The sequence below is a fragment of the Cellulomonas fimi genome, from assembly GCF_012952065.1.
Classification (GTDB): Bacteria; Actinomycetota; Actinomycetes; order Actinomycetales; family Cellulomonadaceae; genus Pengzhenrongella; species Pengzhenrongella fimi_A.
Genome location: NZ_JABCJJ010000007.1, coordinates 1 through 20,109, shown reverse-complemented (window position 1 = coordinate 20,109; position 20,109 = coordinate 1). Strand labels below are relative to the sequence as shown.

Below are 20,109 nucleotides of genomic sequence, written 5' to 3'. Positions count from 1 at the left end.
TGCTGGTCTGCCGGACCTGCTCCGTCGTACTGGTCCGCCGGGGTGGCGGCGCGAGGGACAATGGTCTCGCATCCGCGCGGCGACACGCGCATCCAGCACCGCATCCAGCACCGCATCCAGCCCTGAGGAGGCGCGACATGACCGGGACCACCAGCCCGCGACTCCCCGAGGGCCGCTACGGGCCCGTGCCGACGGCGCGGCGAGGTCGCCTGGTCCGAGGCGCCGCCGTGGCGGCGGCTGCCGCCGTCGCGACGCTGGGGGTCTGGATCGGCACGAGCGTGCTCCAGGACCCGGTCCAGTGGGAGAGCGTCGGGTACAAGGTCGAGGGTCCGGCGCTGGTCCAGGTGACGTTCGACGTCATCAAGGATCCGGACGCGACCGCGCGCTGCACCGTCCGCGCGCTCAACCAGAGCTTCGCGGAGGTCGGCGTGCGCGAGGTGACGGCGGGCCCGTCGGGCTCGCGGGTCCAGCGCCTGACCGTCCCGGTGGCCACCCAGGAGCTCGCCGTGACGGGCGTCGCGGAGGGGTGCCGCCTGGTGCCGTGACCCGGGCCGGGGGGCACTTCCCCGCATCGGTACGCGCAGGTGCGAGCCGCCCGGGTCGCGCGAACGGCGCAGCCGGTGGCCGTTCGATCCTGGGCGCTTGCTAGAATGGCCGATTCAAGACGCTGTCCCGGCGAGCCGACAGACCCGACACGGCCGCCGTCGTCGCCGCCGGGATACGCAGCCCCAGAACCCGGCACACCCGTTCCCACGGGTGTGCCTTGTCGATTGATGCGTCGCAGTGATGCAAGGAGAGGAGCGATCGTGACCGAGAGCCCCGCACGTACGTGGCTGACCCAGGAGGCCTACGACAGGCTGCAGGCCGAGCTGGACCAGCTCAAGGGTCCGGGTCGCACGGAGATCGCCGAGAAGATCGCGAGCGCCCGTGACGAGGGCGACCTCAAGGAGAACGGCGGCTACCACGCGGCACGCGAGGAGCAGGCCAAGATCGAGGCGCGCATCCGCGAGCTGACCGAGAAGCTGCGCAACGTCCAGATCGGCACCCCCGCCGACGACGGCGTCGTCGAGGCCGGCATGGTCGTCAAGGCGGTCGTCGGTGGCGACGAGATGGAGTTCCTGCTCGGCTCGCGCGAGATCGCCGGGACGACGTCGATCGACGTCTACTCGCCGACGTCGCCGCTCGGGGCAGCCATCAGCGGCCGCGTGATCGGCGACAAGGTCACCTACGCGGCGCCGAACGGCAACGAGATCGAGGTCGAGATCCTCGCCGCCAAGCCGTTCGTCGCCTGACGGCACCGCATCCCCGCCGCACCACACGCCCCGCCACGTCCGAGCGTCGACGTCCTGCCGGACGTCGACGCTCGGACGTCGCTGTTCTTCGCGACCTCACGGTTCTCGAGACGTCACGGTCCTCGGGACCTCACGGCGCGATGCGGTAGCCCGCCGTCCGGAGGTCGTCGAGCACCTGCTGGCAGTGCTGGGGGCCCTTGGTCTCGAGCTGCACGTCGATCTCGACCTCGTCGATCGCGAGGTCGACCCCCGTGCGCACGTGCGAGACGTGCATGACGTTGCCGCCGCTCCGGGCGAGCTGTCCCAGCAGCGCCGCGAGCGACCCCGGCCGGTCGCCGATCACGAGCCGCAGGGACAGGTACCGGCCGGCCGAGGCGAGCCCGTGCCGCACCACGCGGAGCAGCACCAGCGGGTCGATGTTGCCGCCGGACAGGACCGCCACCACGGGGCCCTCGAGCTCCCCCGGTGACGCCATGAGCGCCGCGACCGAGGCGGCACCCGACGGCTCGACGAGGAGCTTGGCGCGCTCCGCGACGAGCAGCAGCGCCCGCGAGAGGTCCTCCTCGCTCACCGTCCGCACCTCGACGCCGGCGTCCCGGAGCAACGCGAACGGGACCTGCCCCGGTGTCCCGACGGCGATGCCGTCCGCCATCGTCGCGAGCCGCGTCGCCCGCACGGGTCGCCCGGCGGTGATCGACGCCGGGTAGGCGGCCGCGCTCGCCGCCTGCACCCCGACGACCCGCACGTCCGACCGCACCGCGCGCACGGCCGTGGCGATCCCGGCCGCGAGCCCGCCCCCGCCGACGGGCACCACGATCGTGCGGACGTCCGGCACCTGCTCGAGGATCTCGAGCCCCAGGGTCCCCTGCCCCGCGACCACGTCGGGATGGTCGAACGGGTGGATCAGGACGGCGCCGGTCCGCTCGGCCTCGGCGTGCGCCGCCTCGAGCGCCTCGTCGACCGACCCGCCCTCCGGTCGCACCTCGGCGCCGTACTCGCGCGTCGCCGCGACCTTGGGCAGCGCGGCGTCGGTCGGCATGTACACCACGGCGTCGATCCCGAGCAGCTGTGCCGCGAGCGCGACCCCCTGCGCGTGGTTGCCCGCGCTCGCCGCGACGACGCCGCGCGCCTTCTCCTCGGTCGACAGCCGCGCCATCCGCACGTACGCCCCGCGGATCTTGAACGAGCCCGCGCGCTGGAGGTTCTCGCACTTGAGCACCACCCGGGTGCGCGCGATCGCCGAGAGCGCCCGGCTCTCGTCGACGGGGGTGCGCGTCGCGACACCGTCGAGCAGCCGGGCGGCCGCGCGGACGTCGTCGAGCGTCACCGCCGCCGTGCTCTCGGACCCCGCCGACGAGGTCGTCGTCACGACGGCGTCCGGAACGGCACGAGCGGTTCGGTGCCGAGCCGCGGGTACGCGTCGTGACCGTGGAGGTAGAGCACCACGGTGTTGACGACGGCCGCGAGCGGGACGGCGAACAGCGCGCCCGCGATGCCGGCGGTCAGCGAGCCGGCGGCCACGACCAGCACCACGGCGACCGGGTGCAGCGAGACGGCGTGGCCCATGAGCAGCGGCTGAAGCACGTGGCCCTCGATCTGCTGCACGAGGAGCACGACGGCGAGCATGACCAGCGCGATCACGGGTCCGTGCGCCACGAGCGCCACGAGGACGGCGACCGACCCGGACACGAGCGCGCCGACGATCGGGATGAACGAGCCGAGGAACACGAGCACCGCGAGCGGCAGGGCGAGCGGGACCCGCAGGATCGCCGCGCCGAGCCCGATGCCGATGGCGTCGACCAGCGCCACGAGGATCTGGGTCCGCGTGTAGCCGCCGAGGGTCACCAGCCCGCGGCGCGCCGCCTGGTGGGTGCGCTCGCGCGACCCGACCGGGAGGAGGCCGACGACCCATGCCCAGATGCGGCCGCCGTCCAGGAGGAAGAACAGCGTGCAGAACAGCGTGATGAGCGCCCCGGCGAGCACGTGCCCGATCGTCGTCGTCGCCGAGAGCGCTCCCGCGAGCACCGTCGAGGCGTTGTCGCTGATCGAGGACGTGAGCTGGTCCCGGTACTGCTGGATCTGGTCGGCGCTGAGGCTCAGCGGTCCGGTCGAGAGCCAGGTGAGCAAGGTGTCGAGGCCCTGGAAGGCCTGGTCGGCGAGCGCGCCGAACCCGTTGACGATCGAGTTCCCCGCGAGGGCGATCAGGCCGGACACCAGCACGAGCAGCCCCACCACGCTCGTGGCGGCCGCCGCGCCGCGCCGGAACCGGAGCACGCGCTCGAGCCACCGCGTGAACGGCGTCAGGAGCACGGTGAGCAGCAGCGCCACGGCCACGGCGACGACGAGCACCTTGAAGTACGCGAGCAGGTAGAAGAGGACCGCGGTCGCGGCGACGATGGCGACGACTCGCCACGACCACGCGCTCCAGACCTGGATCGAGCGCGGGACGGCATCCGCCGCGCCGCGCGACCCCGGCGGGACCGGCACGGCCTCGGCCGTCGACCCCGGGCCGGTCGCCGCGACGTCGCTCACGCGAGCGCCTGGGCCAGGTCCGCGATCAGGTCGGCCACGTCCTCGATGCCGACGGAGAGACGCACGAGGTCGTCGGGCACCTCGAGTGCCGTCCCCGCGACCGAGCCGTGCGTCATCTTCCCCGGGTGCTCGATGAGCGACTCGACCCCGCCGAGCGACTCGGCGAGCGTGAACACGCGGGTGCGCGAGCACACCTCGAGCGCGGTCTCGACGCTGCCGGTGCGAAAGGAGATCATCCCGCCGTACCCGCTCATCTGGCGGGCCGCGACCGCGTGGCCCGGGTGCGCCGGCAGCCCGGGGTAGATCACGTGCGTGACCTTGTCGTGGTCCTCGAGGAAGGCGGCGACGGCGGCGGCGTTCTGCCCGTGCCGGTCCATCCGGACGGCCAGGGTGCGCAGGCCGCGCAGCGTCAGCCAGGCGTCGAACGGCCCGGCGACGGCACCCGACGCGTTCTGGTGGAAGGCGACCGCGTCCGCGAGCGTCGTCGTGCCGGCCGGGCCCTCGAGGCCGACGGGCAGCTGCGCCCCGTCGGCGACCACGAGCGCGCCCCCGACGACGTCGCTGTGCCCGCCGATGTACTTGGTCGTCGAGTGGACGACGACGTCGGCGCCGAGGGACAGCGGCCGCTGGAGGTACGGGGTCGCGAACGTGTTGTCGACGACGAGCAGCGCCCCCGCGGCGCGCGCGTGCGCGGCGATCGCCTCGATGTCCGCGATGCCGAGCAGGGGGTTGGTCGGCGTCTCGACCCAGACCACCTTGGTCCGGCCGGGCTCGATCGCGGCGAGCACCGCGTCGGCGTCCGCGAGGTCGACCGGCGTGTGCTCGACGCCCCACGGCCCGAACACCCGGGCGATCAGGCGGTACGTGCCGCCGTACGCGTCGTCGGGCACGACGACGTGGTCGCCCGGCCGCAGGACCGCGCGCAGCAGCGTGTCCTCGGCGGCGAGGCCGGACGCGAACGCGAAGCCGTGCGAGCCGCCCTCCGCGGCCGCGAGCGCCTGCTCGAGCGCCGCGCGGGTCGGGTTCGCGGACCGCGAGTACTCGTACCCTCCGCGCAGGCCGCCGACCCCGTCCTGCTTGTAGGTCGAGACCTGGTAGATCGGGGGGACGACGGCGCCGGTCGCGGCGTCCGGGTCCTGCCCCGCGTGGATGGCTCGGGTCGCGAACCCGGCGCCGGTCCAGTCGTGCTCGGGCTGCATGTGCTCAGGCTGCGTGGTCACCGGCCAAGGCTACGGTGGAAGCGGCCCGGGAACACGTGTCCGGCCGGGATGCGTTGACCCGTCGGGCCGCAGGCTCGCTGCGGGACGGCCCGGGACGGGACGGAAGGGTGAGGCACATGTTCGGATCGCTGCTGCGCACGACGATGGTCACGCCGGAGCGCGCGCTGCGCGGCCGGGACGGGTACGCCTACGCGATCCCGTCGACGCACACGGTGCTCGGCACCGCGTTGCAGGGCCCGTGGCCCGCCGGGACGGCCCAGCTCTACGTCGCGATGGGGTGCTTCTGGGGCGCCGAACGAGCGATGTGGCGGCTCCCCGGCGTCGTGACGACGGCCGCCGGCTACCAGGGCGGGTTCACGCCGTACCCGACGTACGAGGAGGTCTGCACCGGCATGACCGGGCACACCGAGGCCGTCATGGTGGCGTACGACCCGGAGACGATCTCGCACGAGGAGCTGCTGCGGGCGTTCTGGACCTCGCACGACCCCACGCAGGGCTTCCGCCAGGGCAACGACCTCGGCACGCAGTACCGCTCGGCGGTGTACGTGACCGGCCCCGAGCAGGAGGCCGCCCTCGACGCGACCCGTGCGGCGTACCAGAAGGAGCTGACGCGGGCCGGCTACGGCGCCATCACGACGGAGGTGCGGCCCGCGAGCGAGGCCGGCACGTTCTACTACGCCGAGGACTACCACCAGCAGTACCTCGACAAGAACCCGAACGGCTACTGCGGGCTCGGCGGAACCGGCGTGGCCTGCCCCGTGGGTCTGACGGGGGCGTGACCCGCCGGGGCGGCGACGCGCGGCTCGCCGGCTCCGACCGAGTGCGGTCGCTGTCGATCGTGCTCGTCGCGCCGACGGTCGCGTTCACCCTTGGGGATTGCTGACGAGCGGCTCGCAGACCACGACCGGGATGAGCCGGTCGGTCCGGTCCTGGTAGGCGGCGTAGCCCCCGTACGCGGTCACCGCCACCCGCCACAGCGTGTCGCGCTCAGCGCCCTCCGCGGTGCGGCAGCGCATCGGGTGCCGCACGGTGCCGCGCTGCACGACGACGTCCGGGTGCGCCAGCAGGTTCCGGTACCAGTCGGGATCGCGGCGAGCGCCGCCGTTCGAGGCGATCAGCGCGATCCGCTCGCCGTCGCCGGCCGGGATGGCGACGAGGGGGGTCGTGCGCGGCCGGCCCGTGGTGCGGCCGGTCGTGGTGAGCAGGACCTGCTCGAGGCCCGCGAGCCGGGTACCGAGGCGCCCGCCGGTCAGGCGCAGCACCGCCCGGTGCAGCCGGATGGCTGCCCGGGCGGCGCGGCTGTCGACCATGGGGTGCGGCGGTCAGCCGGTGTCAGTTGACGCCGACGACGTCGACGACGAACACGAGCGTGTCGGTGCCCTTGATGCCGGCCTGCGGCATGCCGCGGTCGCCGTACCCCAGGTGCGGCGGGATCGACAGCAGCACGCGCGAGCCGATCGCCTGCCCGACGAGCCCCTCGTCCCAGCCGCCGATGACGGCGCCGACGCCGATCGGGAAGTTGATCGACGAGCCGCGGTCGTACGAGTTGTCGAACACGTGGCCGCCCCACGTCTGGCCGAGGTAGTTCACGACGAGGTCGTCGCCGGCCTCGACGAGCGCGCCGTCGCCGCGCGACAGCACGACCACCTGGAGCTCGGCGGGTGCGGTGCTGTCGGGGAAGGTCAGGGTCGGCTTGTCGCCGAACCCGCCGGTGGCCTCGGGCAGCTGTCCGGTCATGGGTACGTCTCCTCACGATGGGTGGGGTCCCATCCTGACGCGTCCCGGTGGAGTCCTGCACCCGCGCGGCCGGCGGGGCGCATCGCGTACGCGTCGACCGACGACGTCCGCGTCCCTCCCGGCTCAGCTCGCGAGGTAGCCCAGCAGGTCGTGGCGGGTCAGGACGCCGACGGGCTTGCCGTCGTCGACGACCATGAGCGCGTCCGCGTCGTGCAGGGCCGCGCGGACGGTGTCGAGGCCCTCGCCCGCGCCGACGAGCGGCAGCGGCTTCGCCATGTGCTTGTCGACCCGGTCCCCCAGCGTCGCCGAGCCGCTGAACACGGCGTCGAGCAGCTCGCGCTCGCTCACCGACCCCGCGACCTCGCCGATGTTGACCGGCGGCTCGGCGCCGACGACGGGCATCTGCGAGACACCGAACTCGTGCAGGATCCCGATCGCGTCGCGGACCGTCTCGCCCGGGTGGGTGTGGACCAGCGCGGGCACCTCGCCCGACTTGCTGCGGAGCACGTCGGCGGCCGTGACGCCGTCGGCGGGCGGCAGGAAGCCGTACGACCGCATCCACCGGTCGTTGAAGATCTTCGACATGTACCCGCGGCCGCTGTCGGGGAGCAGCACCACGATCACGGCCTCGGCAGCCTTCGCGGGGTCCTCCTGCTCGAGGCGCTCGGCCAGCCGCAGCGCGGCGACGACCGCCATGCCGCACGAGCCGCCGACGAGCAGGCCCTCCTCGCGCGCGAGCCGGCGCGTCATCTCGAAGGAGTCGGCGTCCGTGACGGCGATGATCTCGTCCGGGACGGCGGGGTCGTACGCGCCCGGCCAGAAGTCCTCGCCGACGCCCTCGACGAGGTACGGACGCCCGTCGCCGCCCGAGTACACCGATCCGGCGGGGTCGGCGCCGACGACGTGCACCGGGCCGCCCTCGCGGTCGGCCGAGACGTCGTGGAGGTACCGGCCCGTGCCGGTGATGGTGCCGCCCGTGCCGACGCCGACGACGACGTGCGTGACGCGGCCGTCGGTGTCGGCCCAGATCTCGGGCCCGGTGGTCTCGTAGTGGCTGAGCGGGCCGTTCTGGTTGAAGTACTGGTTGGGCTTCCAGCCGCCCTCGATCTCGGCGACGAGCCGGTCGGACACCGAGTAGTAGGACTCGGGGCTTTCGGGCGCGACGGCGGTGGGCGTCACGACGACCTCGGCCCCGTACGCGCGCAGCACGTCGATCTTGTCCTGCGAGACCTTGTCCGGGCACACGAAGACGCAGCGGTACCCCTTGCGCTGCGCGACGAGCGCGAGGCCGACCCCGGTGTTCCCGCTGGTCGGCTCGACGATCGTGCCGCCGGGCTTCAGCTCGCCGCTCGCCTCGGCCGCCTCGATCATCTTGACCGCGATCCGGTCCTTCACCGAGCCGCCCGGGTTCAGGTACTCGACCTTGGCGAGGACGGTGGCGGCCAGTCCGCTGGTCACGGAGGTGAGCTGGACGAGGGGGGTGTTCCCGACGAGCTCGGAGATGTGCTGGGCGTACTTCATCGCGGGCGTGCGCTCCGATCGGGGCCGGCAGGCACGACGGCGCGGGGGTGCGCCGCCGGTGGGGTCGCTCGATCGTAACGGTGAGGGGTGGCCGCGAGCCCGCGACCACCCCTCACCGTCGTGCCGCCAGTGCTACTCGCCGCCGCGCAGGATCGCGATCAGGCGCAGGAACTCGAGGTACATCCAGACCAGCGTGACCACGAGGCCGAAGGCCGCGGTCCACGCGAACTTGGCCGGGACGCCGCCCTCGACGCCGCGCTTGATCGAGTCGAAGTCGACGATGAGCATCGCCGCCGCGAGACCCACGGCGAACAGGCCGACCAGCATGCCCATGGGGCCTTGGCGGAGCGGTCCGAAGGCGCCGTCGCCGCCAGCACCGAACAGCATCATCCCGAGGTTGACCAGCGAGAAGAGCAGGTAGCCGCCCATGGCGATCAGCAGCCAGCGCGTGAACTTCGGCGTGACGCGCACCTTGCCCGAGCGGAAGAGCACGAGGCACGCGGCGAACGTCGCCATGGTCGCGAGGACGGCCTGCATCACGAGCCCGGGCAGGTTGAACTGCACCTCCAGGAACCAGGAGATGCCGCCGAGGAACACGCCCTCGGCTGCGGCGTACGCGAGGATCAGCGCGGGCGACGGGCTCTTCTTGAACGCGTTGACGAGCCCGAGGACGAACCCGACGAGCGCGCCGGCGATCGCTGCCGGCATCTTCAGCTGCTGCGGCACGACGAACCACGTCAGCGCCGCCATCACGACCACGACGGTGAGCAGCCCACCGGTCTTCATGATGACGTCGTCGTACGTCATCCGGCCGGTCTGGGCCGTGGTGGCGGACGGCGCGGCGTACATCTGGTCGAGCGTCGCGGCGTCGTAGCCGGCGGTCGCGGTCGAGCCGCCCTGCAGCACCATGCCGGGTTGGCCGCCGCGCTGACCCTGCCGCGCCTTCTTGGGGTCGCGGAAGATCGCGTTGTTCTCGAACACGGGATTGCTCATCGGTTCCTCCTGGTCGCGGCACCCCCGACCTGCGCAGTGCAGGACGGCGCGAGGTCGCTGGCCGTGGTTCTCACTCTACGCAACGTCGGGGACCCGCTCGTGAGTTCCCACAGGTCCAGCCCAGTTCCGTGTCCGCCGCGTTGCTGACGTGTCAGCCTCGCGGCGTACGCGGCCCGCGGCCAGAGATACGCCGCGAGGTGGTCCCGCCGGCGTGGGCCACGCCCGTAGGTTCGAGAGGTCAACGCAGGACCACGCAGAAGGAACCCACCATGATCGAGGCCATCGGCCTGACCAAGAGGTACGGCGCCAAGACGGCCGTCGACGGCGTCTCGTTCACCGTCGCGCCCGGCAAGGTGACCGGCTTCCTCGGCCCCAACGGCGCGGGCAAGTCGACCACGATGCGGATGGTCGTCGGCCTGGACCGCCCCACCGGCGGCACGGTGACGGTCAACGGCCGGCCCTACGCGCAGCACCGCTCGCCGCTCCGCGAGGTCGGCGCGCTCCTCGACGCCAAGGCGGTCCACACCGGCCGCAGCGCGTACAACCACCTGCTCGCGATGGCGGCCACGCACGGCGTGGCGACGTCGCGCGTCACGGAGGTCATCGAGATGACGGGCCTCGAGCCGGTCGCCCGCAAGCGCGTCGGCGGCTTCTCGCTCGGCATGGGCCAGCGCCTCGGCATCGCCTCGGCGCTGCTGGGCGACCCGCGCACCCTCATCCTCGACGAGCCGGTCAACGGCCTCGACCCCGAAGGCGTGCTCTGGGTCCGCAACCTGGTGCGCTACCTCGCCGGCGAGGGCCGGACGGTCTTCCTGTCCTCGCACCTCATGAGCGAGATGGCGCTGACCGCCGACCACATCATCGTGATCGGCCGCGGGCGCATCATCGCCGACGCCCCCGTCTCGGACATCGTCGGTCGCGCGAGCGGCACGACGGTCCGTGTGCGCAGCCCGCACGCGACCCGGCTCGTCGAGCTCCTGTCCGGCCCCGGCATCACCGTGACGTCGAGCGAGCCCTCCTCGCTCGAGATCACCGGGACCACCGCGCAGGCCATCGGCGAGACCGCGGCCTCGGCCCAGCTCGTGCTGCACGAGCTGACCCCCGTCGTGAGCTCGCTCGAGGACGCCTACATGTCGCTCACGCAGGACTCGGTCGAGTACCACTCGACCACGACCGGCCTGCACCCCCACCACCTCGGCGCGCACGCCGCGACCACCACCCCGGAAGGCCTCGCCCGATGAGCACGACGACCCTGTCCCCCACCGGCAGTCCCGCGGGCCCTGCCGTCGACCCCACCGCCGACGACGTCCGCCTCACCTTCGGCCGCGTCGTCGCCTCCGAGTGGATCAAGTTCCGCTCCCTGCGCTCGACGGTCTGGACGCTCGGGATCACGTTCGTCCTCATGGTGGGCTCGTCCCTCCTGATGGCCGCCGGGACCGTCGGCACCGACGGCGGGATCGGCCTGCCCGGCGCGTCGATCATCACCTTCGGGTACTACTTCGGGCAGCTCGCGATGGCGGTCCTCGCGGTCCTCGTCATCAGCGGCGAGTACGGCACGGGGATGATCCGCTCGACGTTCGCCGCCGTGCCGACCCGCCTGCCGGCGCTCGCCGCCAAGGCGATCGTCCTCGCGGTCACCGCGTTCGTCGTGAGCATGGTGAGCATCCTCGTCTCGTGGCTCGTCACGTACCGGATGCTCGAGCCGCTCGGCCTCGCCGCCGACCTGACCGACCCCGAGACGATCCGCGTCGTGCTCGGCGCCGGCCTCTACATCACGGCGATCGCGCTGTTCGCCTTCGCGCTCGGTGCGCTGCTCCGGCACACGGCGGCCGCGCTCGCCACGGTCTTCGGTCTGCTCCTGGTCGTGGAGACGGTCTTCATGGCCCTCCCGCAGGCCTTCTTCCGGAACGTCAGCCCGTTCCTGCCGGGCACCGCGGGTCAGCGAGTCATGCTGCCCGAGGAGGTCCTCGAGATGACGGACCCGGGCGCGATCGGCCCCGTGCTCGGCCCGTGGGAGGGCTACGCGGTTCTGGTGGCCTGGGTCGTCGTGCTCCTCGCGACGGCGGCTGTGCTCCTGCGTCGGAGGGACGCCTGAGCAGCGACCGCCCCACGGCGCCGGGTCGGGACCTCCCCGACCCGGCGCCGTCGTCCGTCGTGCCGCCGGGCCTCACCCCCGGCGCCACGCCCGACCCGCTCTTCACCGAGCTGAACACGCGGCGGCTGGGACCGGTGCGCCGGTATTTCCTCACGCACCCGGTCGCGATGGACGTGTTCGTCGCGGCGTGGTTCGGGGTACCCGCGCTGGCCACGGGCGTGTTCCGCGCCGGCGGACCGCACCCGGGGCTGCTCGTGTTCGCCGTGGCAGGGACCGCCGTGCTGATGTGGCGCCGGCGGTCCCCGGTGCGGACGGCGGCGGTCGTGGGCGCGCTCGGGGTGCTCAGCGTCGGGCTCATGGACGGGCTCAACGGGTTCGACCTCGCGGCCGCCTTCACCATCTACGCGGTCGCGGCCAGCATGCGTCCGCGCACGGCGTGGTGGACCCTCGGGGCGCTCGTGCTCGCGCTCGGGGGCGCCGTCGCCCTCTGGGGAGACACGGTCCCCGTGCCGACCCGGCCCGACCTCGTCATCGGGACCGGGGACGACGAGACCACCGCCGACATGCGGATCGGCTCGATCACGACGACCGCGCTGCTGAGCCTCGCCGCGCTCGCGATCGGCACCAGCGTCCGGAACCGCCGGATCCACGTCGCGGCACTGGTCGAGCGCGCCAACCAGCTCGCGGTGGAGCGCGACCAGCAGGCACAGCTCGCGGCGGCCGCCGAGCGCACGCGCATCGCGCGCGAGATGCACGACGTCGTCGCGCACAGCCTGTCGGTCATGATCGCCCTGGCGGACGGCGCGGCGGCCGCGCTCGACCGGTCGCCCGAGCGTGCGCGCCAGGCGGTGGGCGAGCTGTCCGAGACCGGGCGCTCGGCGCTCGCCGACATGCGCCGGGTGCTCGGCGTGCTGCGTGACCCCGAGGCGCCGCTGGGCCCGCAGCCGGGGGCCCTCGACCTCGCCGAGCTGGTCGCGACGTTCCGCTCCGCGGGCCTGGCGGTCCGCACGACGTTCACCGGCTTCCCGCTCCCGCCGGACGCGGGCCTGCAGCTCACGGTCTACCGGATCGTCCAGGAGTCGCTCACCAACGTGCTGCGCCACGCCCCGGGCGCGGGCCGCGTCGACGTCGTCGTGACGTACGCGCACCCCCGGGTCGACGTCGTCGTGACGGACGACGGCGGCGCGCGCGCAGGCGGCGGGAGCCGGCATCGCGACGTCAGCGGCGGCAAGGGCCTGGTCGGCATGCGCGAGCGGGCGGCCGTCTACGGTGGCGTGGTCGAGGCCGGCCCGTTCGACGGCGGCTGGCGGACGCACGCGGTGCTGACCTGGGACGAGGAGGACGGGTGACGGAGCACGCTGCCGACCGAGCCGGAGGCGGCGTCGCACGGGACGGCGTACCGGGGCGCATCGGCGTGCTCCTCGTCGACGACCAGGCGCTCCTGCGCATGGGGTTCCGGCTGGTCCTCGAGGCGGAGGACGACATCGTCGTCGTCGGCGAGGCCGGGGACGGCGAGCAGGGGGTCCAGCAGGCGCTCGCGCTGCGCCCCGACGTCGTGCTCATGGACGTCCGGATGCCCGGCACGAACGGCATCGAGGCGACCGGGCGGATCGTGTCCGCGCTGCCGGGGTGCCGCGTCGTCATCCTCACGACGTTCGACCTGGACGAGTACGCGTTCGCGGCGCTCCGCGCCGGTGCGAGCGGCTTCCTCCTCAAGGACGCCCGGCCCGCGGAGCTGACCGCGGCGATCCGGACGGTCGCCACCGGCGACGCCGTGGTGTCGCCGCGCGTGACCCGGCGGCTGCTCGAGCTGTTCGCCGGTGACCTGCCCGCACGAGGTGACGCGCCGCGCGCCGCCGACGGCGTGGACCCGCGGCTCACCGCCCTGACCCCGCGCGAGCTCGAGGTCCTCACCGCCGTCGCGGAGGGTCTGTCCAACGCCGAGATCGCCGGGCGCTTCGTGCTCTCCGAGGCGACGGTCAAGACGCACGTCGGCCGCATCCTCGGCAAGCTCGACCTGCGCGACCGGGTCCAGGCCGTGGTGCTCGCGTACGAGTCCGGGCTCGTGGGCCGCGACTGAGCTCGCCTGCTCGCGGTCAGGCGGCGGTCGCGCCGACCGGGAGCCCCGGGGTCGCGGGCGCCGGCGGCAGGACCCAGCGGATCAGCGACGTGATGCCGCGCCCGGCGGCCCGGACGACGGTCTGCTCGACCGGTGGGAGGTAGGGCAGCCCGAGCGGCCGGCGCGACCACGGTGGCAGGAGCGCCACCGCCGCGCCCGTCAGCGCCGAGTACGCGGGCAGCGCCACCACCGGCACCGGCGGACGCAGCAGGATGAAGCGCGCCGCCTCGCGCGCCGCGGGCGTCGCGGCGAGCTCGGGCCGGAACGCCTCGAGCTCGGCGCGCAGCTCGCGCAGGGTCGTGGGCGGGTCGATCACGCCGAGCCGGCGCCCGACGACGGCGACGTCGGCCACGTAGCGGTCGCACCCGGCCGGGTCGAGCGGGTGCTCGCCGTAGAGCTGGTGCGCGGCGAGGAAGCTGTCGACCTCGGCGACGTGGACCCAGCGCAGCAGGTGCGGGTCCGACGCCGCGTACGGGACGCCGTCGGGCGTCGTGCCGCGAATCCGCCCGTGGACCGCACGGACGTGCGCGACGACCGCTGCGGCGTCGTCGGCGGCGCCGAAGGTGGTCGTCGCGAGGAAGGTGCTCGTGCGCTCGAGGCGGCCCCACGGGTCGCCCTGGTAGCCGGAGTGCGCGGCGACGGCTGCCATGGCCTGCGGGTGGAGCGACTGCAGGAGGAGCGCGCGCACTCCCCCGACGAACATCGACGCGTCGCCGTGCACCCGGCGGATCGCCGCGTCCGCCGGGAACCAGCGCGGACCGGGCCGCCCGTGGATGCGCTGCCGGCGCGCCGGCCCCTTCGTGCCGGCGACCCGCGCGAAGAGCGCGTCCCCCATGCGTCGCCGGACGCCCTCGACCAGTGCCAGCTCGACCATCAGGCGCTCCGTCCGTCGTGTTCGCCGTGGACATCCTCACCCGGGCGGGCGCTCACCACCACGCGAGCGCGTCGTCGCGGGGACACGCCCACGTCCGCACGGGCGGCCGACACCCGTCCGGCCCTCGACGGGCGACCCGGGCACCCGCGGGGTAGGACTGTGCCATGGCCGTCTCCTCCCTGCCTGCCGGCGCCCCGGTGCCGTCCCGCCCGCCACGCCCCGCGACGATCGTCGCGTGCCCCGACGGGCCCCTGCTCGTCCGGGGAGACGTCGAGATCCTGACGGCGAGCGGGGCGCCGGTCCCCCGGCGACGAGCGACGGTGGCCCTGTGCCGCTGCGGCGCGTCCGGCATCAAGCCGTACTGCGACGGCTCGCACAAGGCGATCGGCTTCCGCACGCCCGACGAGGAGTGAACGATGCGAGCACCCACCCCCGTGGCCCGGTCAGCCGACGTCTCCTGCGGACGCTCACGGCAGCGCCTCGCACCGACGACGACGCGGCGACCCTCCTGCGGACCGTGGCGGAGGGCGTCCGCACCACGGCCGACGTCGTCGCCGACGACGACCTCCAGCTCGCGCTGCTGTGCCTCTACGAGCTGCACTACCGCGGGCTCGACGGCGTCGACGAGCGCTGGGAGTGGCATCCCGCGCTCCTGGGTGCACGCGCCGAGATCGAGGAGGCCTTCGAGGCCGCCCTGCGGCGGGACGTGACGGTCGACGTCGAGCCGCCGCGGGGGTCCGGGGAGGCGGTCGCCGCGGCGCTGTTCGAGCTGACGAGCCGCGACACCGGCCCGGGGCTGGCCCGCTACGTCGCCCGCCGGGCCACGCCGGACCAGCTGCGCGAGCTGATCGTGCACCGCTCGGTCTACCACCTCAAGGAGGCCGACCCGCACAGCTTCATGATCCCGCGCCTCGCGGGCACGCCGAAGTCCGCGCTGATCGAGATCCAGGCGGACGAGTACGGGGGCGGCAGCCTCGAGCGGATGCACTCCGTCCTGTTCGCGCGGACGATGCGCGGCCTGGGACTGGACGACACGTACGGCGCGTACGTCGACCACGTCCCCGCGATCACGCTCGCGTGGGTCAACGTGATGTCGCTGTTCGGCCTGCACCGGCGGCTGCGCGGTGCCTGCGTGGGGCACCTGGCCGCCTTCGAGATGACGTCCTCGATCCCGTGCCGGCTCTACGGCAACGGCTTCCGCCGCCACGGTTTCGGGGACGACGTCACCTGGTACTTCGACGAGCACGTCGAGGCCGACGCCGTGCACGAGCAGATCGCCGGGCGCGACCTCGCGGGCGCTCTCGCTGTCGCCGAGCCGCAGGTCCAGGACGACGTGGTGTTCGGTGCTGCCACGTACCTCGCGCTCGACGAGCGCATGAGCGTGCACCTCATGTCGAGCTGGGAACGCGCGGAGAGCTCGCTGCTGGCCCCGGTCGACGCCGCGGCGTAGCACGCGCCGCCGCGTCGACCGGAGCGCCGACGAGTCGTCAGCGTCCACCCGGGCGGCGGTCCCGCTCCTGTTCCTGCTCCTTCTGCTCGGCGGCGGCGCTCTCGCGGATCTCCCGGCCCCGCTTGACGTCCTCGGCCTCCTTGGCCGCGTCCTTCTTGCTCTTGCGGTCGTCGCGGGGCGGCAGCTGGATCGTCTCCTCCGCCGCGATGCCGGCCTGCAGCTGGCGGCCGCGCTCGAGCTCGGCGTCGAACTCGGCGCCGAACAGCAGCGCGAGGTTGATGATCCACAGCCACAGGAGGAAGACGATGACGCCGGCGAGGGAGCCGTACGTCTCGCTGTACTTGCCGAAGTTCGCCACGTAGAGGCCGAACAGCGCCGAGGCCACGAGCGCGGTCACGATGGCGAGGAGCGCGCCGAGGCTCATCCAGCGGAACTTGGGCTGCCGGACGTTGGGCGTCGCGTAGTAGAGGAGCGCGACCACGAAGATCACCAGCGCGAGGAGCACCGGCCACTTGGCGATGTTCCACACCGTCACGGCGGTTCCGCCCAGCCCGATGAGGTCACCGATCGACTCGGCGACCGGCCCGCTCAGCACGAGCGAGAACGCGATGACCGCGATGAGGATCACCGAGACGAGGGTCACGAGGATCATCACGGGGCGGAGCTTCCAGAACGGGCGACCCTCCTCGATCTCGTAGACCCGGTTCATCGCCCGCCCGAACGCCCCGACGTACCCGGAGGCGGACCAGAGGGCACCCGCGAGACCGATGACGAACGCGAGCCCGGCCGCCGGCGCCTGCGTGAGGCTCTCGATCGGGTCCTGGAGCGTGGCGATCACGTCCTCGGGGCCCAGGTCCCCGGCCATCTGCAGCATCGCGTCGGCCGTCTTCGCCGGGTCGCCGACCAGGCTCAGCAGGGACACGATGGCGAGGATCGCCGGGAACAGCGCCAGCACGGCGTAGTAGGTCAGGGCAGCCGCGAGGTCGGTGCACTCGTCGGCGCTGAACTCGCGCACCGCCTTGCGGAACGCGTACTTCCACGACGGCTTCTTCAGGTCGGTCGGGTCGTCGGGCTTGCGCGGGTCCTCGGGGTCCGGGGCCTGCTGGGCCTTGCGGGACGTGTCGGTGCGGTCGTCGACCATCAGCGTGCTCCTGCTGCTCGTCCCCTGCTGCGCTCGCCGACCGCGGGCGGGAGCGCTGCAGCGGCAGTACGGGGTCCAGAGGGGTCGAGGACCCGCACCGGCACAGCCGTGCGGCCGTGCTGGCGCGGGTCCTCGACGGGTGCGGCCGAGCCGAAGAGGGCTCGGTCCGCGACGTGCTCGGTCCGCGACGTGCTCAGCCCTGCTGCGAACGGACGCGGTCGGCGGCGTCGGTCGCGTCGTGCTTGACGTCCTGCGTCGCGGACTGCCCCTCCTGCTTGACGGCGTCGACCGCCTCGGTGGCGCTCTCCTTGAGCGACTGGGCGGCCTGCTGAGCGGGCTCCTTGAGGTCCTGCGCGGCCTGCTTCGCCGCGTCGGTGAGCTCCTCCTTGAGCGGGGCCGCCTTCTCCTTGGCGGTCCGGGCGAGGTCCTGCTCACGCCGCGTCGCCGGGATGAGCGAGGCGGCGAGCAGGCCGACGCCGAACGCGATGAGCCCTGCCGCGAGCGGGTTGCCCTCGGTCTGGCGGCGCACCGCCTGCGGTGCCTCCTGTACGGCGTGCCCGGCCGCGGACGCCTTCTCGCCGATCGCGTGACCGGCCGACGACGCCCTGTCGCCCACGGACGACGTGGCGGACGACGTCGTGTCGCCGAGGTGCGACGTCGCCGAGGACGCCTTGTCGCCGACGTGCGAGGCCGTGCCCATGACGCGGTCCTTGACGCCGCCCACCGCGTCCTTGACCTTGTCGACCTGACGGTGGGCGATGTTGCTCGGGGTCACCTTCTGCGCGAGCGCGTCGACGTCACTGCTCAGCTCGCTCCTCGTCCGCTCGATGTCTGCGCGGATCTGCTCCGGGTCACTGGTCATCGTCGTGCCTCCTCGTCGGGCTTCAGGGCATCGGGGATCTTCTTGACGGTCGCGGTGGTGTCGGGGATGCCCCGCACCTCCTTCATCTCCTTCTTGCCGCGCATGGCGAGGACGGCGGCCGCGATCCCCCAGAGCACCGCGACGATCAGCGCGCCCCACGCCCAGTGGTCGAGCGCGTCGCCCAGCCACCACATCAGCGTCAAGGAGAGGAACAGGAGCACCATGTGGCCGGCCACGGCGGCGCCGGTGAACATCCCGGCCCCCTTGCCCGCCTGGGTGGCCGACTGCTTGAGCTCCGCCTTGGCGAGCTCCATCTCCTGGCGCATGAGCGTCGACAGGTCGCGGCTCACCTCGGCCAGCAGCTCCCCGACCGAGGCCTGCGTCGGGTCGTTCGCGGCCGGACCGGCGCCGGCTGTGCCCGGCTGGTCCGCGTAGGGCGTGCTCACGGGGTACCTCCGAAGCCGCTGGTGGTCGTCTGGCCGTAGGTGCCGCCGAGACCGGAGGTGCCGGTGGTCCCGGTGGTCGTCGTCCCCGCGGGCGGGTAGACGGGCTCGACCGGGGCGACGCCGACGGTGCCCGTGGTGCCCAGCGTGCTGGTCGAAGGCGTGCCGTACGTCCCGTAGACGGGCGTCGTGGTGTCCGAGACGCCGCCGTCCGAGCCGGTGGCGTCGGCCCGGAGGCCGCTCACCAGCCGTCCGGCGAGGAAGCCCGCGCCTGCCGCGATGGCCAGGAACAGCCCCGGACGCTGCCGCGCGAAGGTCTTGACCTCCGCGAGCACGTCGGCAGGCTCCCGCTCCTCGATCCACGAGGCGATCGAGTCGATCCGGGAGCCCGCCTGCTGGACCAGGTCGGTCGCGAACCCGGGCTGCTCGGCCGCCGTGCCGCTGCCCATCGCGCTGAGCTCCGAGCCGAGCGACCGCAGGCTCCCGGCGACCTTGTGCTGCTGGTCGCCGACCGACGACGTGAGCTGGGTGCGGGACTGCTCGAGCAGGTCCTTGGCCTGGCGCCCGGCCTCGCTGGTCAGGTGCGCAGCCTCCTCCTTGGCCTTGCCGGCGACGCGGGACCCCGCCTCGCCGGCACCCTGCGCGACACCCTTGGCCTCGTCCTTCGCGGTCCCGGCGGTCTCCTTCACGGTGTCCTTGACGCCTCCCGACCCGCCGGTGCCGCCGGTGCCGCCCGTGCCGGTGTCACCGGCGACGTGCTGGCCGCCCGTGCCATGGCTCGATGAGCTGTAGGTCGACGAGCTGTACGTCGACGTGCCGCCGTAGGCGGAGGTGGTGCCCAGGCTCTCGGTGCTGTCGGTGCTGTCGGTGCTCTCGGTGGGGATCTCGCCGGGCTGTCGGTCGTAGCTCTCGGTCATGGTCGTTCCCTTCGCTTGTCGGACTCGGTCACGTGAGGGCGGGGCCGGACTCGGACGATCCCGAGAGCTCCTTGAGGAACTCGTGGCATCGCGCTGCACGCGCCGAGTCCTCGGACATCACCTGCTCGAAGAACGCGGCGATGTCCTCGCGCCCCGCGTTGCGGGCGTCACGCACGTACTGGCCGTAGTCGTGGCCGGCCTTGAGGGAGTGGTACTGCACGGAGACGAGGTCGTAGCTGACGTCGTCGAACCCTGTCTCACCGGTCGCCATCGTCGTTCCCTTCTGTGGCGTTGGTGCATGCGGTGTCCGCCGCAGCGAGCCCGCACGACCCGAGTTGCGTCACGCTCCGGCATCACCGGGACGCGACCTGCTCGCTCGTGCCAGGCCCTCGGGCCGCGGCTTGACCCGTCTCAAGGTTACGAAGGGGTCGCACTACCGCAACCGGAACGGATCACGCAAGACCCCCAAGGAGTGTCTTGACCAGGGCAGACACCTGAGAGGATGCGCGCGGACCGACTCTGTGCTGGTTACCGTCGCCGACGCCCGCGATCCACGGGCTCACGCCCGTGCACCTCGAACCCGCGTGTCACAGGTGCCCCCGGCAGGACTCGAACCTGCACTCGGCCGGGTTTAAGCCGGCTGCCTCTGCCGATTGGGCTACGGGGGCCAGGCGCCCGGTGACCGGGCGCGCGACCCTCATCCTGCCAGCGCGACGCGGCCGGCGACGGGCAACGGCCCGTCGACCTGCTCGGACGCGTCGGCGGGAGCGAGCGCGCCCGTGCGTCCTAGGGCGTGTCTCCCTTATCCGGGGTGAGGTGGGCGTCAGGCTGTGGCCATGAGCGTGTCGGCGTCGCGGTTCGAGGTGTTCACTGACGAGGAGTGGGCGCGGATCGAGCCGTTGTTGCCCTCGAA

Annotated in this window: 22 protein-coding genes and 1 tRNA gene; 9 read left to right on the top strand and 14 right to left on the bottom strand. The window is 73.3% G+C overall.

Going from position 1 to position 20,109, the window contains the following annotated elements:
- Positions 1–137 precede the first annotated feature (137 nt).
- Together HIR71_RS06330 and greA are read left to right on the top strand one after the other, a co-directional pair.
- Entirely contained in the window at positions 138–545 is a 408-nt protein-coding gene (locus tag HIR71_RS06330) for a DUF4307 domain-containing protein (protein WP_169324218.1), read from the top strand.
- A gap of 261 nt (positions 546–806) precedes the next feature.
- A complete protein-coding gene (gene greA / locus HIR71_RS06325) occupies positions 807–1,292 on the top strand; it encodes a transcription elongation factor GreA (protein ID WP_311836134.1) in 486 nt (161 codons plus the stop codon).
- Positions 1,293–1,422: 130 nt separating this feature from the next.
- On the opposite strand, the gene ilvA is transcribed toward greA, so the two are convergent.
- From ilvA to HIR71_RS06310, 3 genes are read right to left on the bottom strand one after another with little or no spacing between them, the layout of a single operon-like run.
- Positions 1,423–2,661, bottom strand: coding sequence for a threonine ammonia-lyase (gene ilvA / locus HIR71_RS06320; protein ID WP_169324216.1), 1,239 nt, complete (start codon positions 2,659–2,661; stop codon positions 1,423–1,425).
- Positions 2,658–3,824, bottom strand: a complete 1,167-nt coding sequence (locus tag HIR71_RS06315; protein ID WP_311836133.1) for an AI-2E family transporter — start codon at positions 3,822–3,824, stop codon at positions 2,658–2,660. Before HIR71_RS06315 ends, ilvA begins: the two co-directional genes overlap by 4 nt.
- The gene (locus tag HIR71_RS06310; RefSeq protein ID WP_169324331.1) at positions 3,821–5,023 is read right to left on the bottom strand and encodes a cystathionine gamma-synthase; all 1,203 of its coding nucleotides are present in this window, start codon (positions 5,021–5,023) and stop codon (positions 3,821–3,823) included. The genes HIR71_RS06315 and HIR71_RS06310 overlap by 4 nt, the downstream gene beginning before the upstream one ends.
- A gap of 137 nt (positions 5,024–5,160) precedes the next feature.
- On the opposite strand from HIR71_RS06310, the gene msrA reads away from it, so the two are divergent.
- Positions 5,161–5,823, top strand: coding sequence for a peptide-methionine (S)-S-oxide reductase MsrA (msrA, locus tag HIR71_RS06305; RefSeq protein ID WP_169324215.1), 663 nt, complete (start codon positions 5,161–5,163; stop codon positions 5,821–5,823).
- A gap of 84 nt (positions 5,824–5,907) precedes the next feature.
- Here the strand turns inward: msrA and HIR71_RS06300 are convergent, their stop codons facing one another.
- From HIR71_RS06300 to HIR71_RS06285, 4 genes are all read right to left on the bottom strand, one after another.
- Entirely contained in the window at positions 5,908–6,354 is a 447-nt protein-coding gene (locus HIR71_RS06300; protein ID WP_169324214.1) for a nitroreductase/quinone reductase family protein, read from the bottom strand.
- A gap of 22 nt (positions 6,355–6,376) precedes the next feature.
- The gene (locus HIR71_RS06295; protein WP_169324213.1) at positions 6,377–6,781 is read right to left on the bottom strand and encodes an FKBP-type peptidyl-prolyl cis-trans isomerase; all 405 of its coding nucleotides are present in this window, start codon (positions 6,779–6,781) and stop codon (positions 6,377–6,379) included.
- A gap of 123 nt (positions 6,782–6,904) precedes the next feature.
- Positions 6,905–8,302 (bottom strand): cystathionine beta-synthase, encoded by a 1,398-nt coding sequence (locus HIR71_RS06290; RefSeq protein WP_169324212.1) that lies wholly within the window; start codon positions 8,300–8,302, stop codon positions 6,905–6,907.
- A 132-nt stretch (positions 8,303–8,434) separates the two neighbouring features.
- The gene (locus tag HIR71_RS06285; RefSeq protein WP_169324211.1) at positions 8,435–9,295 is read right to left on the bottom strand and encodes a Bax inhibitor-1/YccA family protein; all 861 of its coding nucleotides are present in this window, start codon (positions 9,293–9,295) and stop codon (positions 8,435–8,437) included.
- Between the two features lie 269 nt (positions 9,296–9,564).
- Between HIR71_RS06285 and HIR71_RS06280 the strand changes: the two genes are divergently transcribed.
- The 4 genes from HIR71_RS06280 to HIR71_RS06265 are packed head-to-tail and all read left to right on the top strand — an operon-like array spanning position 9,565 to position 13,470.
- The gene (locus HIR71_RS06280) at positions 9,565–10,536 is read left to right on the top strand and encodes an ABC transporter ATP-binding protein (protein WP_169324210.1); all 972 of its coding nucleotides are present in this window, start codon (positions 9,565–9,567) and stop codon (positions 10,534–10,536) included.
- On the top strand, positions 10,533–11,390 hold the full coding sequence (locus HIR71_RS06275; RefSeq protein WP_249051632.1) for an ABC transporter permease: 858 nt from the start codon (positions 10,533–10,535) through the stop codon (positions 11,388–11,390). The genes HIR71_RS06280 and HIR71_RS06275 overlap by 4 nt, the downstream gene beginning before the upstream one ends.
- Positions 11,391–11,449: 59 nt before the next feature.
- Positions 11,450–12,739 carry a sensor histidine kinase gene (locus HIR71_RS17390; RefSeq protein WP_169324209.1) on the top strand — a complete coding sequence of 430 codons (1,290 nt, stop codon included), beginning with the start codon at positions 11,450–11,452 and terminating at the stop codon, positions 12,737–12,739.
- Positions 12,740–12,798: 59 nt separating this feature from the next.
- Positions 12,799–13,470 (top strand): response regulator, encoded by a 672-nt coding sequence (locus HIR71_RS06265; protein ID WP_311836149.1) that lies wholly within the window; start codon positions 12,799–12,801, stop codon positions 13,468–13,470.
- 16 nt (positions 13,471–13,486) lie between these two features.
- On the opposite strand, the gene HIR71_RS06260 is transcribed toward HIR71_RS06265, so the two are convergent.
- Positions 13,487–14,383 carry an oxygenase MpaB family protein gene (locus tag HIR71_RS06260; protein ID WP_169324208.1) on the bottom strand — a complete coding sequence of 299 codons (897 nt, stop codon included), beginning with the start codon at positions 14,381–14,383 and terminating at the stop codon, positions 13,487–13,489.
- Between the two features lie 164 nt (positions 14,384–14,547).
- Here HIR71_RS06260 and HIR71_RS06255 point away from each other — a divergent pair, with 164 nt between their 5' ends.
- Positions 14,548–14,796 (top strand): CDGSH iron-sulfur domain-containing protein, encoded by a 249-nt coding sequence (locus tag HIR71_RS06255; protein WP_169324207.1) that lies wholly within the window; start codon positions 14,548–14,550, stop codon positions 14,794–14,796.
- A complete protein-coding gene (locus HIR71_RS06250; RefSeq protein WP_169324206.1) occupies positions 14,793–15,833 on the top strand; it encodes an iron-containing redox enzyme family protein in 1,041 nt (346 codons plus the stop codon). The genes HIR71_RS06255 and HIR71_RS06250 overlap by 4 nt, the downstream gene beginning before the upstream one ends.
- 37 nt (positions 15,834–15,870) lie before the next feature.
- On the opposite strand, the gene HIR71_RS06245 is transcribed toward HIR71_RS06250, so the two are convergent.
- From HIR71_RS06245 to HIR71_RS06220, 6 genes are all read right to left on the bottom strand, one after another.
- Positions 15,871–16,974 carry a YihY/virulence factor BrkB family protein gene (locus HIR71_RS06245; RefSeq protein ID WP_169324205.1) on the bottom strand — a complete coding sequence of 368 codons (1,104 nt, stop codon included), beginning with the start codon at positions 16,972–16,974 and terminating at the stop codon, positions 15,871–15,873.
- 193 nt (positions 16,975–17,167) lie between these two features.
- Positions 17,168–17,836 (bottom strand): DUF3618 domain-containing protein, encoded by a 669-nt coding sequence (locus HIR71_RS06240; protein ID WP_169324204.1) that lies wholly within the window; start codon positions 17,834–17,836, stop codon positions 17,168–17,170.
- Entirely contained in the window at positions 17,833–18,282 is a 450-nt protein-coding gene (locus HIR71_RS06235) for a phage holin family protein (RefSeq protein ID WP_396031099.1), read from the bottom strand. The genes HIR71_RS06240 and HIR71_RS06235 overlap by 4 nt, the downstream gene beginning before the upstream one ends.
- Positions 18,279–19,196, bottom strand: coding sequence for a hypothetical protein (locus tag HIR71_RS06230; RefSeq protein WP_169324203.1), 918 nt, complete (start codon positions 19,194–19,196; stop codon positions 18,279–18,281). Before HIR71_RS06230 ends, HIR71_RS06235 begins: the two co-directional genes overlap by 4 nt.
- 28 nt (positions 19,197–19,224) lie before the next feature.
- Positions 19,225–19,467, bottom strand: a complete 243-nt coding sequence (locus tag HIR71_RS06225; RefSeq protein ID WP_169324202.1) for an acyl carrier protein — start codon at positions 19,465–19,467, stop codon at positions 19,225–19,227.
- Between the two features lie 323 nt (positions 19,468–19,790).
- Positions 19,791–19,864: transfer RNA gene (locus HIR71_RS06220), tRNA-Leu, on the bottom strand.
- Positions 19,865–20,109: the final 245 nt, after the last annotated feature.

What these genes read in the sequence shown, in the direction of transcription:
- HIR71_RS06255 (WP_169324207.1), top strand. Translation starts at nt 14,548, where the DNA reads ATGGCCGTCTCCTCCCTGCCTGCCGGCGCCCCGGTGCCGTCCCGCCCG.
- HIR71_RS06290 (WP_169324212.1), bottom strand. Translation starts at nt 8,302, where the DNA reads ATGAAGTACGCCCAGCACATCTCCGAGCTCGTCGGGAACACCCCCCTC.
- HIR71_RS06280 (WP_169324210.1), top strand. Translation starts at nt 9,565, where the DNA reads ATGATCGAGGCCATCGGCCTGACCAAGAGGTACGGCGCCAAGACGGCC.
- HIR71_RS06245 (WP_169324205.1), bottom strand. Translation starts at nt 16,974, where the DNA reads ATGGTCGACGACCGCACCGACACGTCCCGCAAGGCCCAGCAGGCCCCG.
- HIR71_RS06300 (WP_169324214.1), bottom strand. Translation starts at nt 6,354, where the DNA reads ATGGTCGACAGCCGCGCCGCCCGGGCAGCCATCCGGCTGCACCGGGCG.
- HIR71_RS06285 (WP_169324211.1), bottom strand. Translation starts at nt 9,295, where the DNA reads ATGAGCAATCCCGTGTTCGAGAACAACGCGATCTTCCGCGACCCCAAG.
- msrA (WP_169324215.1), top strand. Translation starts at nt 5,161, where the DNA reads ATGTTCGGATCGCTGCTGCGCACGACGATGGTCACGCCGGAGCGCGCG.
- HIR71_RS06225 (WP_169324202.1), bottom strand. Translation starts at nt 19,467, where the DNA reads ATGGCGACCGGTGAGACAGGGTTCGACGACGTCAGCTACGACCTCGTC.
- HIR71_RS06230 (WP_169324203.1), bottom strand. Translation starts at nt 19,196, where the DNA reads ATGACCGAGAGCTACGACCGACAGCCCGGCGAGATCCCCACCGAGAGC.
- HIR71_RS06260 (WP_169324208.1), bottom strand. Translation starts at nt 14,383, where the DNA reads ATGGTCGAGCTGGCACTGGTCGAGGGCGTCCGGCGACGCATGGGGGAC.
- HIR71_RS06330 (WP_169324218.1), top strand. Translation starts at nt 138, where the DNA reads ATGACCGGGACCACCAGCCCGCGACTCCCCGAGGGCCGCTACGGGCCC.
- HIR71_RS06295 (WP_169324213.1), bottom strand. Translation starts at nt 6,781, where the DNA reads ATGACCGGACAGCTGCCCGAGGCCACCGGCGGGTTCGGCGACAAGCCG.
- HIR71_RS06275 (WP_249051632.1), top strand. Translation starts at nt 10,533, where the DNA reads ATGAGCACGACGACCCTGTCCCCCACCGGCAGTCCCGCGGGCCCTGCC.
- HIR71_RS06310 (WP_169324331.1), bottom strand. Translation starts at nt 5,023, where the DNA reads ATGCAGCCCGAGCACGACTGGACCGGCGCCGGGTTCGCGACCCGAGCC.
- HIR71_RS06240 (WP_169324204.1), bottom strand. Translation starts at nt 17,836, where the DNA reads ATGACCAGTGACCCGGAGCAGATCCGCGCAGACATCGAGCGGACGAGG.